The sequence below is a fragment of the Streptomyces longisporus genome (genome assembly GCF_039532765.1).
GTDB classification, from domain to species: domain Bacteria; phylum Actinomycetota; class Actinomycetes; order Streptomycetales; family Streptomycetaceae; genus Streptomyces; species Streptomyces longisporus.
Window position 1 is genome coordinate 333,850 of the sequence record NZ_BAAASG010000028.1, and the last position, 12,574, is coordinate 346,423.

Below are 12,574 nucleotides of genomic sequence, written 5' to 3' on the forward strand. Positions count from 1 at the left end.
CGTCATGTGGTGGGGAGTAGCTGCGGCGCTGCTGGCGAACACCCTGTACAGCCTCGGTTTCGTCCTGGAGAAACGGGCGCTCACCGCGCTGCCCGAGGTGACGATCCGCAACCCCGCCCGGCTGCTGAGACTGGTGCTGGGCAGCCCGCTGTGGATCGGCGGCTCCCTCGCCCTCGCCTCCGGTTTCGGCGCGCAGCTCGTCGTGTACCGGACGCTGCCGATCGCCGCCGCCCAGGGCATCTTCGTCTCCGGTCTGGTGCTCCTCGTCCTGCTGTCCGCCCGGCTGCTGGGCGAGGAGACGACCGGGCGGGAACGGTATGCGCTCGGTGCGATCCTCGCCGCGCTGCTGATGGTCGTGCTCTCCCTCAAGGAGGGCTCGGACACGGTCAGCCGCAGCGCGCCCTACCAGTTGATCCTGCTGGTGTGCGTGCCGTCGCTGGCGGGCGGTGTGTGGCTGTACGGCGCCGCGGAGCGACGCACCCGCCACCGACACCGCGCACCGACGACGGGCGTGGAGTACGGGGTGGCCGTCGGGCTGCTCTACGGGGTCAGCTCGCTCGCCATCAAGGGCGTGTCGAGCTGTCTGACGTCGAGCGGGCTGGGCGGTGCGGTGGTCGGCCTGCTCAAGTCCCCGTACCCGTATCTCCTCCTCTTCACCGGCGCGTTCGGTCTGGTGATGTCGCAGGCCGCACTGCAGCGCTGCCGGGCCTCGCTGATCGTGCCGGTGTGCACGACGGTGACCAGTCTCTACACGGCCGTACTCGGCACCCTCTCCTTCGGCGAGGCGCTCCCGCACGACCCGCTGCGGCTCGCCCTGCGCCTTGCGGGCACGGTCCTCGCCGTCTCCGTCCTGCTGGCCATGCCCAGACACGATCAGCCCGCACCTCCGCCGCCTCCCCAACCCCCCGTCGCCACCAAGGAGTTGACCCCTCCATGAACCCCGACGACCCGCTGCTGAGGATCCTGGCGTGCCCGCTCGACAAGGGCCCGCTGCACCTCGTGAGGCCGGACGGCCCGGCCGTCCCCGAGGCCCTGTACAACCCGCGCCTGCACCGCCGTTACCCCATCGTCGACGGCATCCCGCAGCTGCTGCCGTCGTCCGGGGAGCAGGTGTCGGACGACGAGCACGAGGCCTTGCTCAAGCGGATGGCCCAGTGACCGTCACCCCGACCCGCACCCTGGCCGCCCACCTCGCCCCCCTGCTGCCCGTCCGCGTGGTCGCCGCCGCCGCCCGGGCGGTCTACCCGCGCTTCGAGCCCGAGCTGGCCCGGCTCGCCGACCTGTGCCCGCCCGGCTGCGGCACCGCCGTGGACGTGGGCGGCTGGTACGGCCCCTGGACCCGGCGCCTGGCCGGCCGCGCCCGCCAGGTGGTGACCGTCGAACCGGTCCCCCATCTGGCCCGTCTGCTCACCTCCGCCGCCCCGCCGAACGTCCGTGTCGTCCAGGCCGCCGCCTCCGACCGCCCCGGCACCGCCCGCCTCTGGCTCCCGGCGGACGACGCGGGCGACCGGGGCGTGTCCTCGCTGGTCCGCCGCGACATCCACGCCCGGGCCCTGCACGTCCCCTGTGTCACCCTCGACGAACTCGGCCTGCGGGACGTCGGCTTCATCAAGATCGACGTGGACGGCAACGAGCTGGCGGTGCTGCGCGGCGCCACGGGCCTGCTGGCCCGCGACCGCCCGGCCCTCTTCGTCGAGCTGGAGTGCCGGATCCAGCCGATCACACCGGTCGTCACCTACCTCTCGCTGCTCCGCTACGAGGGCTGGGTGCTGCCAGGATCGAGCTGGGTGCCGCTGGCGAAGTTCCCCTTGGAGGCCCATCAGGCGAGCACCTCGCACGTCGTCGCCCAGGGCCTGCTCGGCCGCGTCCTGCCCTTCCGCAGGCACCCGCGCTATGTCAACTCGGTCCTCTTCCTCCCGGACGGCCGCCGTCCGGGCGCCGACGCGGTGCGCCACCATGGTTCCCATGCCGCCCGCCAAGCGCCCCGCTAGCCGCCCCTTCACACCCCTCGACTTCCAGCTGGTCCTGCTGCGCCGCATGGCCGACCACAACCCGGACCTGGTGGAGGACGCCCGCCGCGCACTGGGCGTCTCCATCGCCGACATGAGGGAGGCCAACAAGCGCTGGCAGGCGATGCTGCACTCTCCGCGCTCCCGCGCCGCCGCCTCCCGGTACCGCTCGATCCTGGGCGCCCCCGAGTCGACGATCAACCGCAAGATCGGCGACCTTGACTGCGAGGCCCTGCTCTGGCCCGTTCCCCTCTGGCCGGACCTGCGCTTCGAGGTACTGCTCGCCCCGAACGGCGCCGTCTGGAACGAATGGCTGATCCGCGCCCCGGGCACCCCTGGCCCGCCCCTGCGCACCCTCGACGACCTCACCCCCTGGTCCTGCACGGTCGACGAGGTGGCCCGCGCCTTCGCCCCCGCCCGGCCCCTGGAGGGCACGGCGCCCACGCGGTGGGGGCTGGCGTTCACGGCACCGGACGGGCAGGGCGTGCGGCGGGAGGTGGCCGCCGAGTTCACCTGGGGGCTGCTGCAGCGGGTGGCGGTCAGCGACCGGCCGCCCCCAGAATCGCGTCCCTGACCACCGCCACCGACCCCGGATGCAATCCGAGAAACAGATTCGGCTCGACCAGCTCCAGCTCCATCAGCCGCGGCTGCCCGTCCGCCCCGTCGACCAGGTCCACGCGCGCGTACAGCAGCTCGGGTGCATCCGGTACGGCGGCCAACGCCCGTTCGGCGACGGCGAGTTCGGCCGGGGTCGGGGTCCACGGGACCAGGTCCGGGTGGGCCACCTTTGCGGCGTCGTACGCGGTGCCGGGCGAAAGCACGGCGCCCTTCCGGCCGGCGTGCAGGAAGCGGCCGCCGAAGAACTGCAGGGCCCGCTCGCCGCTGACGTCGATGCCGGAAAGATACGGCTGGACGATCGCGGTCAGCCCCTCCTCGTGCATGCGCGCGAGGTGCCGTACGGCCCTGTCGTGGTCGTCCGGTGTGTAGCGGGCGGCGTACCGGGCGCCCGCGCCCGAGGTCGGCTTGATGACGTACTCGTGGTCGTCGGGGAGGTCGGGGGCGTCCCCGGGTGCGAGGTAGCGGGTGGGGACGACGGCTACTCCCGCCTCCGCCAGGTCCCCGAGGTAGCGCTTGTCGGTGTTCCAGCGCACGACCTCGGCCGGGTTGGCCAGCCGGGTGACCGCGGCGCACTTCTCGGCCCACGCCACGAATTCCTCCGCCCGCCAGCTGTAGTCCCAGGTCGACCGGATGACGACGAGGTCGAAGCCGCTCCAGTCGGTGTCGGGGGCGTCCCACGGGACGGCGACGGCCTCGGCTCCGGCGTCCCGCAGAGCCCGCACCAGCACGGGCAGATCGCGGTCCTTGCTCGGCTGCGCGCCGGGGTCGTAGGTGGCGAGTGCGACTCGGGGCACGGCGGGCTCCAGTTCGTACGTGATACGGCGGTCAGTCGTTTCGCAGGCTAACCATGGTCCCCGCAACCGAAGCAACCGGATTGACCTTCCCCTTCGGTGAAGCCGCAGCATCGGTGACAGGAACACGGGGAGGACTGCCGGATGCGCAGGGACATGCTCACGATCGGTGCGTTCGCACGGGCCTGCCGGCTCTCGCCGAAGGCTCTTCGCCTCTACGACGAGCTGGAGCTGCTGCGCCCCGCCCGGGTCGACCCGCACACCGGCTACCGCTACTACGCCCTCGGGCAGCTGGAGCAGGCCCGGCTGGTGGCGTGGCTGCGGCGGCTGGGCATGCCGCTGGCCCGGATCCGGGAGGTGTGCGCTCTCGAACCGGGGGCCGCCGCCCGGGAGATCCGCGCGTACTGGGCGCGGGTGGAGGCCGAGACGGCGGTACGGCGGGATCTCGCCGCGTTCCTCGTGGATCACCTGACGGAAGAAACCAGGAAGGACACCACCATGCTGGAACTGCGGTACTTCGCCCACTCCGACCGCGGCCGGGTGCGGCCCGCCAACCAGGACACGGCCTATGCGGGCGCGCGGCTGCTCGCCGTCGCCGACGGCTTCGGGCCGGCCGGTGCGCCCGCGAGCAGCGCGGCCGTCGAGGCGCTCAGGTTCCTGGACACTCAGGAGGTGTCGGCGGGCAGTGTGCTCAACCTCCTGGAGGACGCCGTGCAGGGCGCCACCGAGGCGGTCCGGGACGCGACGGACGACCCCGACGCCAACGGCACGACCCTCACCGCCCTGCTCTGGACGGGCTCCCGCCTCGCCCTCGTCCACATCGGCGACTCCCGCGTCTATCTGCTGCGCGACGGGGAGCTGTTCCGCATCACCCACGACCACACGGTGGTCCAGTCGCTGATCGACGAGGGCCGTCTGACCGAGCAGGAGGCCACGGCCCATCCGCAGCGCACCCTCCTGCTCAAGGCCCTCGGCACCGGCACCCCGGACCTGCGTCTGCACGACGCCGCCCCCGGCGACCGCTACCTCCTGTGCTCCGACGGTCTGCCCACCGTGCTTCCCGACGCCCGTATACGAGAGCTCCTCACCACCGGCGCCCCGGACGTGGCCGTAAGGGCCCTGGTGGACGCGGCGAACGAGGCCGGAGGTCCGGACAACGTGAGCTGCGTGGTGGCGGACGTGGTGCGAGAAGCCTCCTGATCGCCGCCGGCGGGGCGGCTGGTGTAGGAACGAGGGTGTCGTTCCCGCCCTGACGGATGGAGTGCATCGCGTGTCCTGTCTCTTTCCCGCCCTTCAGAGCCCGAGCGAGCGGGTGGCTCTGCGCTTCGGCGACCGGTCCCTGACGTACGCCGAGCTCACCACCGCGACCGGTGCCCTCGCGGCCCGGCTCCCGCCCGGCGGACGGGTCGCGATCTGGGCCACGCCGGCGCTGGAGACCGCGGTGGCCGTGGTGGCGGCGCTGCGGGCCGGGGCGGCCGCCGTACCGCTCAACCCGAAGTCGGGCGAGAAGGAGCTCGGGCACATCCTGTCCGACAGTGCGCCCAGCGTGGTGCTCGCGGCTCCCGGTGACGAACTGCCGCCGCCCGTACGGGACCTGGAGCGCATCGATGTCGACGTGACCGGCACCGGAAGCACTGCCCTCGCCCTCCTGATCGACGACGAGGCCCCCGCCCTGATCGTCTACACCTCCGGCACGACCGGCCCGCCCAAGGGTGCCGTCCTGCCCCGCCGGGCGATCGCCACCACGCTGGACGCGCTCGCCGACGCCTGGCAGTGGACCGGTGACGACGTGCTCGTGCACGGGCTGCCGCTGTTCCATGTGCACGGTCTGGTGCTGGGCATCCTGGGCCCGCTCCGGCGCGGCGGATCCGTCCGCCACCTGGGGCGGTTCAGTACGGAGGGCGTGGCCCGCGAGCTGAACGAGGGCGCGACCATGCTGTTCGGGGTGCCGACGATGTACCACCGCATCGCCGGCGCCCTGTCCGAGGAGCCGGAGCTGGCGAAGGCCCTCGGACGGGCCCGGCTGCTGGTCTCCGGTTCCGCCGCGCTCCCGGTCCACGACCACGAGCGCATCGCGGCCGCGACGGGACGGCGGGTCATCGAGCGGTACGGCATGACGGAGACCCTCATGAACACCAGCGTGCGCGCGGACGGCGAGCCGCGCGCGGGCACGGTGGGCGTGCCGCTGCCGGGTGTCGAGCTGCGGCTGGTGGAGGAGGACGGGACGGCGATCACCTCGTACGACGGCGAGAGCGTCGGCGAGATCCAGGTGCGCGGCCCGAACCTGTTCACCGAGTACCTGAACCGGCCCGACGCCACGGCCGCCGCGTTCACCGCCGACGGGTTCTTCCGGACGGGCGACATGGCCGTCCGCGAGTCCGACGGCTACGTCCGGATCGTCGGCCGCAAGGCCACCGACCTGATCAAGAGCGGGGGTTACAAGATCGGGGCCGGTGAGATCGAGAACGCGTTGCTGGAGCATGCGGGGGTGCGGGAGGCGGCGGTCACCGGGGAGCCGGATGCGGATCTGGGTGAGCGGATCGTGGCATGGGTGGTGCCGGAGGACCCCCAATCACCGCCCAGCCCCGAAGAGCTGGCGGACCATGTGGCGGGCCGCCTCGCCCCGCACAAGCGTCCGCGCGTGGTCCACTACCTGGAGCGCCTGCCCCGCAACGACATGGGGAAGATCATGAAGCGGGCACTGCACCGTGCCTGAGCCTCGCCTCTCCGCCCGCGAGATGCTCGCGCTCGTCACCGACCCCTCGACCTTCACCGAACTCCCGTACCCGGCCAGGGAGTCCGTGCCGGACGGCCCCCTTGCCTGGCAGGGTTACGACGCCGCCCGTGCCCGCGCGGTCGAGCGCACCGGCGAGACGGAGTCGGTCGTGTGCGGCACGGCCCGGGTCGCGGGCACGCAGGCGGTGCTGATCGCCTTCGAGTTCGGCTTCCTCGGCGGCTCGCTCGGTGAGCGGACCGGCGACCGCCTGGAGGCCGCCCACGGCCACGCCCGCGCCCACCGCCTCCCGGTCGTGCCGCTGGTCGCCACGGGCGGCAGCCGTATGCAGGAGGGCATGCTCGCCCTCACCCAACTCCAGCGCGTGGCCCGCCAGTCGGCGCTCACCCGAGAGGCCGGCCTCCCCCAGATCGCCGTCCTCCGGGACCCCACAACGGGCGGCGGCTGGGCCACCCTCGGCGCAGGCGCGGACGTGATCCTCGCTCTGCCGGGAGCACAGGTCGGCTTCGCAGGGTCGCGGGTACGGCCGGCGGACGCGGACCCGACGGCGTATACGGCGGAGGCGCAGGTGGCGGCGGGGGCGGTGGATGCGGTGGTGCCTCCGGCGGAACTACGGGAGACGCTGGGGTCGTGGCTGCGGCTGCTTTCCGCGCCCCAAAGGGGCGCGGGGCTGCAACATATGCGACTCCGCGGCGTGGGCGCGACCAGCCACAGCGGCGCCGCGGACGCCATACGGCCCACCGCGCCACCACCAGCAGCGCCGCTCCCCTTCGCCCTCGGCACCCAGGAACTCCCCACCACCGGCTGGGACGCGGTCCACCGCGCCCGCTCCCCCCAACGCCCCCGCGCCCACGCCTACTTGGACGCCTACTTCACGCGCCGCGTAGCGATCCACGGCGACCGCTGCGGCGGCACCGACACAGCGGGCATGGTCTGCGGTTTCGGCGAACACGCGGGTCGCACAGTCGCCTACGCCGCCCAGACCGGCGCCCCCACCCGCCCGGCGGGCTACCGCACAGCCACCCGCCTGGTCCGGCTGGCGGACCGGCTCGGCATCCCCGTGCTGACCCTCGTGGACACCCCCGGTGCGGCCAACGACGCGGAGGCGGAACGGCAGGGCGCGGGCGCCGCGATCGCGGAGCTGTTCGGCGCGGTCGCGGCCGCCCGCGTCCCGGTCACCACCCTGGTCATCGGCGAGGGCGGCTCCGGCGGCGCACTGGCACTGGCCGCGGCCGGCAACACCTGGGCCACGCCGGACAGTTACTTCTCGGTGATCGCACCGGAGCCGGCGGCCGCGATCCTCAAGCGGCCGGCCGAGGAGGTCGAGGCGACGGCCGACCAGCTGCGGATCCGGCCGCAGGACCTGGTGGAGCTGGGGGTGATCCGGGGCATCGTCGGGCCCTGACCGGCATCCCGTCCCCGCAGAACCCGGGACATCGCCAAGCACCGTCGGCGACAATGAAGTTCGGCGAGGTCACACAGCACACGGGGGGCGAGCGGCAGCCATGGACGGGTTGATGGAGTTCAGGACCGAGGACGGTGCCCGGGTCGTCGTGGAGGGCGTGCAGAGCGAGACCGGCGCCCGGCTCGTCTCCCGCGGCGGCGGCCCCGTCCAGGCCGCGCGGACCTTCGAAAACGCCCTGGACGGGGTGCGGGCGGCGGCCGAGTCGGCGCTCAGGGTGTTCCGGGACGGTTCGCTCAGGCCCGACACCGTGGAGCTCGAGTTCGGGGTGAAGCTCAGCGCGGAGACGGGCGCGGTCATCGCGAAGGGCGCCGCGGAGGGGCATCTGGTGGTCAAGCTCAGCTGGTCGCCGGAGCAGTCCCGGCCCGCTCCGGAACCGCCGCAGCCGACTCCCGCGGACTCCGGCCGGTCATGACATTTCCGAACGCCTCCTCACCCACTTCACGGAGGAGGCGCGCCGCGTCGCGGCCGGTGCCGGGTCCGTCGGTGGCGTGCTCGATCGAGCTGATGTCCTCGCGACGACGAAGGCGCCGAACATAAACCGCAGAACCCCCATTCAGCCGCGCCCCGACCGGCCCCCCACAAAGGGCGCCACCCCCCTCCGGCACCGCACGATGCCATTGGGACCCGCTGCCCGGCGGCCCCACGGTCTGCGTTTTTCTGGAGGACCCTGCATGACCGCAAGTCTGGAGCAGTTGCGGCGCTGCCATTTCGCCGTCGACCTGGGGGCGGCCCGGACCCGTGTCTACGTCAGGGGCGTCGGCCTCGTCGTCGACCAGCCGTCCGTCGCCGCCGTGAACACCCGCAGCGGTGCCCTCATCGCCGTGGGTGACTTCGCCGAGCGGATGAGGGGCCGCACCCCGGGCCACATCCGCGTGGTGCGCCCGGTGTCCGGCGGCACCGTCGTCGACATCGAGATGGCGCAGCGCATGCTCCGGGGCCTGCTCGGCGACAGACTCCGCCGCGCCCTGCGCCGCAAGCCGTTCCTGCGCGCCGCGGCCTGCACCCCGCACGAGGCCGACCCGCTGGCCCGGCGGGCGGCCGTCGAGACGCTGGTCGGGCTCGGCGCACGGCGCGTGGAGCTCGTCGACACGCTCATCGCCGCCGCCGTGGGGTGCGGGCTGCCCGTGCAGCAGCCCGAGGCCACCATGATCATGGCCTGCGGGACGGCGACCACCCAGGTGGCCGTGCTCTCGCTGGGCTCGACGGTGAGCTCCGAACGCATTCCCGTCGGCGGCGACGCCGTGGACCACGCGATCGTCCAACACCTGCGCCACCAGCACGAGTTGATGCTCCCCAGCCAGTCCGTACGCCCCCTGCACCTGGCGCTGTCCGACATAGGGCTGACCGCCCAGGGTCCGAAGTCCACCGTGATCCGGGGGCGGGACGTGGTCACCGGTCTCGTCCGCTCGGTGCAGGTCGACACCGCCGCCGTGCGCGAGGCGATCGAGACCCCGCTGACCGCAGTGGTCGACGTCATCGGCCGGGTGCTGCGGGAGTGCCCGCCCGATCTGGTCGCCGACCTCGTCGACCGCGGGATCATGCTGGTGGGCGGCAGCGCGCTGCTGCCCGGGCTGGACGAGATGGTGCGGCAGGCCACCGGCATGCCGGTGCACATCGCCGAACGGCCCGACGTGTGTGCCGTACAGGGCCTGGGCTACATGCTGGAGGGCAGAATCGAGCCGCTGGTGCTCGGCGCGACCGTCATGTGAGCCCCGGACGGACGCCGAGCAGCCGGACGCCCGGTCATCGGGCGAACCAGCAGCGCACGGCGGTGCCCTCCGGACCGGTGTGGACGCGCACCAGGTCCGCGAGGAGGTTGACCATGAGGAGCCCACGGCCGCCGCGCTGGTCACGCGGGACCGGTCTGCGGCCGGCCAGCGGATCGGTCAGATGGCCCTTGTCGCGGACCTCGCACACCACGTACCCGTCCTCGGCCCACACACCGAGCACGCCCGAACCGCCGCCGTGCACCACGCTGTTGGTGACCAGTTCGGCGGTGGCCAGCGCCAGGTCCTCGACCCGCGGAGACGCGAGGCCCAGGCGTACGGCCTCGTCGACGGCGCGGTGCCGGGCCTCGGAGAGGGAGTCGGTGTCGAAGCGGAAGGACAGGGAGGGCGGGACGACCGGTACGGGCGGCAGCGGTTCGTTGTAGCGGGCCACGACGTCCCCGGGGGCGTAGGCCCGGCTGTCCTCCCGCCGTCCGGAGCCAAGGACGAGGGTGGGGTGGGTGGCGTAGGCGTCCGCGACGATCTGCGGGTCGAGGCGCCGGATGTCGTACGGGCACAGGATGGTCGCGCTCCGGCCCCGGAAGGCGGCGTTGATCAGTGCCTCGTGCTGGACACAGGCGGGGTATTCGGAGGGTGTACGGCCGGCCCAGATCGGTTCGCCGATGATGCTGACGCGGGTGCCGGTCGGCTGGGCGTCGGCGAAGGCACGCAGCACCGCGGGGATGATCCGGCCGGGGTTGCGCCCGGCCTCCCGCATGTCCAGGAACCGCACGGACGCGGCGTCCTCGCCCAACGCGTCCCGGATCAGCCGGAGGCGCTCCCCGGGCACGGCCACGGCGACGGGTTCACCGGCCGTGAGGGCGTCCCGGACGAAGGGGACGGTGCCCGCGAGGTACTCGTCCTCGTCGGCGTAGAGGAGCGCGGGGTGCACGAAGGGGGCGAGGCCTGCGTCGTCGTCGGGGGTCACTGCCGACCACTCCCGTCGACGTGCATGCTCACCACCGCCTCCCCTGCCCCACCGGCTCCCTTGATGTCAGCCCGCGTACCCCGGAAGTCGGCTGTCACTCCTCGCAGGATCCGCGGGGTGGTCCGCGTGCGGCATCAGTACGGCAGGATCCGCCCCGACGGCGTCCTGCGGTCGATGGTGGTGTCGCGGGGCGTGGCGGGCCTGCGGTTGACACGGACGCGGGTCTGACGGTTCATGACGCCCTCCTCGGACCGGCTGGCTTACGTGAACCAGCCTGGTCCGCGCGCCACTTCGCCACATCGTGCCCACGGAGACACCTGCCATGCCTCCGGAGTACGACCTGGGACAGAAACCGCTACTCCTCCGTGATGAGGACGACCCTTAGAAACCCATTAGCCCGTTATGTTCGAGCCGGTTTGAACCAGTCGGGATCGGCCCAGTGGAGTACCGCCTCGGGAGGTACGGGACGCGCGCGCCGGCCCACGGGGATCCACACCGGCCGTTGTGGCGGACGGGAGCGTCGGCGAAGGCCTCGGTCAGCGCGGTCGCCGTACCGTAGGCGCCCGGCCGGAAGTCCAGACGTACACCGCGTCCCCCGGCTGCCAGCGCTGCATGAGGGCCGCTCGGTCTTCCCCAGCTCCTGGAGGATCTTGTTCACGGCGGTCTTCCAACCACACTGGCCGTGACGGTCGGCTCCCGGCGTCCGCGGCGCACACTGGAGCCATGCGCCTACGCACACCCCAGGGCGCCGTCCGGTGGCACCGCGCCGCACGGACGCTCGCCCACCGCCCGGCACCCGCCCGCCCTTCGCGCCGGACCCAGTTGCTCGCGCTGGTCGCCGTCCTGGACGAGGCGGTGGCCGCCCAGACACCGGCCGACGAGGCGGTGGCCGCCTGTGGCGAACCGGGTCCCGTCTCCCGCCGGACGGCACGTATGTGCAGCCGCCAGAGCAGCACCCTGCACCGCCTGCGCACCCGACTGCAGGACCTCGAACTCACCGAGCCGGATCTGCAGCGGGCGCAGGCCCAGGCGGCACGGCTCCTCGCCTACGACCTCTGGATGCTGCGCGAATCCCTCGACCTGGCCTTCACGCTCCGCCCCGGCCCCCGCACGGAGGCAGCCCGGCTGCGCCTCAACGGCCTGGGCCGCCACGCCGACGACCTGCGCCGCCTGCGCGACGACCTGCACGGGGAAGCGGGCTGAGAACTGCCTATCCGAGGACGGACGAGGTGGCCGAGGGAGGATCGCTCGGCCGGGGCGAGGTCGCCTCGCCGGAGTCGGCCTGGAGCACGAGAACGACCGCTATGACCGCCATGGTCACGGCGGTCAGCGTGACCAGCCACCACATCCTGATCGGTTTCGCATGCCCGGCCATGGCGCCCTCCTTGGGCGCGAGCGTACGCGCAATGGCACCACCGAGGCTCCCTCTTCACAGCACCCCGACGGGCACAACACCGCACCGAACCCGCCGACCCGCGCAGAATGGGCGGTCGGCGGCCCCGACCAGGGTTCGAGGCCGCCGACCGATGGAGGAAAACGTGGCCGAACTTGTCGACGTGGTGTGTTACGCATGCAGGATCGTGCTGCCGCTGCTCGATTCCCCCCTCGGTCGAGAGGCATGGTGGAGGTTCCTGGACGAGCACGCCTACCACCCGGTGGAGTTGCTGTGGGAGCACTCCGAGGCCCACGAGCGGATCGACATCGACTACATCGAGGTGGGCAGCGACATCAGGAGCGACCCTTCGTTCGCCGAGTACGCGCGCGAGTGGACCGGCCGCCCGCTCGCCCTGCTTCCCCGGCCGATCGCCCGGGCGGTGGCCGAGATCGTGCAGCGCGCCGACGTCGCACTCGATGCCCACGAGTGGCGGGCCGCGCCGGTCGACTCCGCCGTGGCCGAACGAGTCCTGCGGTCCATGGACTTCGCACCGCCGCCCGGGGAGGCCGTCGACGATGCTGCCGTGCTCGCCCGGCTCTCCGCTGTGGAGACGGCGCTGGAACGACTGCGTCGGGCGGCCGCCGAACCGGTCGGCGAGCACTTCCGCACGCTGCTGACCGACGTGCTGCGCGCCCTGCCCAGCATGGCGGATCTCCCACCGGACGAGCTGTGCGCGGAGAGCGGCCCCCTGGCCTCCCCTCGGCTCTGGGACACAGAGCGGGCGCTGCGGCTGATCCAGCACTTCATGTGGTCCGTCACGCGCGGGGCACATCCCGATCAGTCCCTCAGCGGCAGGTCCGGCAGGGCGTCGTGAGCCCACGGGGCGAG

The 12,574-nt window shown here is 73.0% G+C and carries 14 protein-coding genes; 11 read left to right on the forward strand and 3 right to left on the reverse strand.

Features of this window, described 5'->3' with window-relative positions:
• Window positions 1-4: 4 nt before the first annotated feature.
• From ABD355_RS42515 to ABD355_RS42530, 4 genes are read left to right on the forward strand one after another with little or no spacing between them, the layout of a single operon-like run.
• Window positions 5-937 carry a hypothetical protein gene (locus tag ABD355_RS42515; RefSeq protein WP_344406651.1) on the forward strand — a complete coding sequence of 311 codons (933 nt, stop codon included), beginning with the start codon at window positions 5-7 and terminating at the stop codon, window positions 935-937.
• On the forward strand, window positions 934-1,158 hold the full coding sequence (locus ABD355_RS42520) for a Trm112 family protein (protein ID WP_115908341.1): 225 nt from the start codon (window positions 934-936) through the stop codon (window positions 1,156-1,158). The genes ABD355_RS42515 and ABD355_RS42520 overlap by 4 nt, the downstream gene beginning before the upstream one ends.
• Complete coding sequence (locus ABD355_RS42525) at window positions 1,155-1,991, forward strand: FkbM family methyltransferase (protein ID WP_344406652.1); 837 nt, start codon at window positions 1,155-1,157, stop codon at window positions 1,989-1,991. Before ABD355_RS42520 ends, ABD355_RS42525 begins: the two co-directional genes overlap by 4 nt.
• A complete protein-coding gene (locus tag ABD355_RS42530; protein WP_344406654.1) occupies window positions 1,957-2,583 on the forward strand; it encodes a hypothetical protein in 627 nt (208 codons plus the stop codon). Before ABD355_RS42525 ends, ABD355_RS42530 begins: the two co-directional genes overlap by 35 nt.
• Here the strand turns inward: ABD355_RS42530 and ABD355_RS42535 are convergent.
• Window positions 2,549-3,421: an ATP-grasp domain-containing protein gene (locus ABD355_RS42535; RefSeq protein WP_344406655.1), complete on the reverse strand. Its 873-nt coding sequence runs from the start codon at window positions 3,419-3,421 to the stop codon at window positions 2,549-2,551. The genes ABD355_RS42530 and ABD355_RS42535 overlap by 35 nt on opposite strands.
• 141 nt (window positions 3,422-3,562) lie before the next feature.
• Here ABD355_RS42535 and ABD355_RS42540 point away from each other — a divergent pair, with 141 nt between their 5' ends.
• The 5 genes from ABD355_RS42540 to mreB all read left to right on the forward strand — a co-directional run bounded on the left by ABD355_RS42540 (window position 3,563) and on the right by mreB (window position 9,326).
• Complete coding sequence (locus ABD355_RS42540) at window positions 3,563-4,618, forward strand: MerR family transcriptional regulator (RefSeq protein WP_344406656.1); 1,056 nt, start codon at window positions 3,563-3,565, stop codon at window positions 4,616-4,618.
• A gap of 70 nt (window positions 4,619-4,688) precedes the next feature.
• Window positions 4,689-6,134 carry an acyl-CoA synthetase gene (locus ABD355_RS42545; RefSeq protein WP_344406658.1) on the forward strand — a complete coding sequence of 482 codons (1,446 nt, stop codon included), beginning with the start codon at window positions 4,689-4,691 and terminating at the stop codon, window positions 6,132-6,134.
• A gap of 22 nt (window positions 6,135-6,156) precedes the next feature.
• Window positions 6,157-7,557: a carboxyl transferase domain-containing protein gene (locus ABD355_RS42550; protein WP_344406736.1), complete on the forward strand. Its 1,401-nt coding sequence runs from the start codon at window positions 6,157-6,159 to the stop codon at window positions 7,555-7,557.
• A 100-nt stretch (window positions 7,558-7,657) separates the two neighbouring features.
• Entirely contained in the window at window positions 7,658-8,029 is a 372-nt protein-coding gene (locus ABD355_RS42555; protein ID WP_344406659.1) for a CU044_2847 family protein, read from the forward strand.
• Window positions 8,030-8,288: 259 nt separating this feature from the next.
• On the forward strand, window positions 8,289-9,326 hold the full coding sequence (mreB, locus tag ABD355_RS42560) for a rod shape-determining protein (protein ID WP_344406660.1): 1,038 nt from the start codon (window positions 8,289-8,291) through the stop codon (window positions 9,324-9,326).
• Between the two features lie 34 nt (window positions 9,327-9,360).
• Here mreB and ABD355_RS42565 read toward each other — a convergent pair whose 3' ends face one another.
• Window positions 9,361-10,311: an anti-sigma factor RsbA family regulatory protein gene (locus tag ABD355_RS42565; protein WP_344406661.1), complete on the reverse strand. Its 951-nt coding sequence runs from the start codon at window positions 10,309-10,311 to the stop codon at window positions 9,361-9,363.
• Window positions 10,312-11,034: 723 nt separating this feature from the next.
• On the opposite strand from ABD355_RS42565, the gene ABD355_RS42570 reads away from it, so the two are divergent.
• Window positions 11,035-11,514, forward strand: a complete 480-nt coding sequence (locus tag ABD355_RS42570; RefSeq protein WP_344406662.1) for a hypothetical protein — start codon at window positions 11,035-11,037, stop codon at window positions 11,512-11,514.
• Window positions 11,515-11,521: 7 nt separating this feature from the next.
• Here ABD355_RS42570 and ABD355_RS42575 read toward each other — a convergent pair whose 3' ends face one another.
• Entirely contained in the window at window positions 11,522-11,686 is a 165-nt protein-coding gene (locus tag ABD355_RS42575; RefSeq protein WP_344406663.1) for a hypothetical protein, read from the reverse strand.
• 163 nt (window positions 11,687-11,849) lie between these two features.
• Here ABD355_RS42575 and ABD355_RS42580 point away from each other — a divergent pair, with 163 nt between their 5' ends.
• Window positions 11,850-12,560 carry a hypothetical protein gene (locus tag ABD355_RS42580; protein WP_344406664.1) on the forward strand — a complete coding sequence of 237 codons (711 nt, stop codon included), beginning with the start codon at window positions 11,850-11,852 and terminating at the stop codon, window positions 12,558-12,560.
• Window positions 12,561-12,574: the final 14 nt, after the last annotated feature.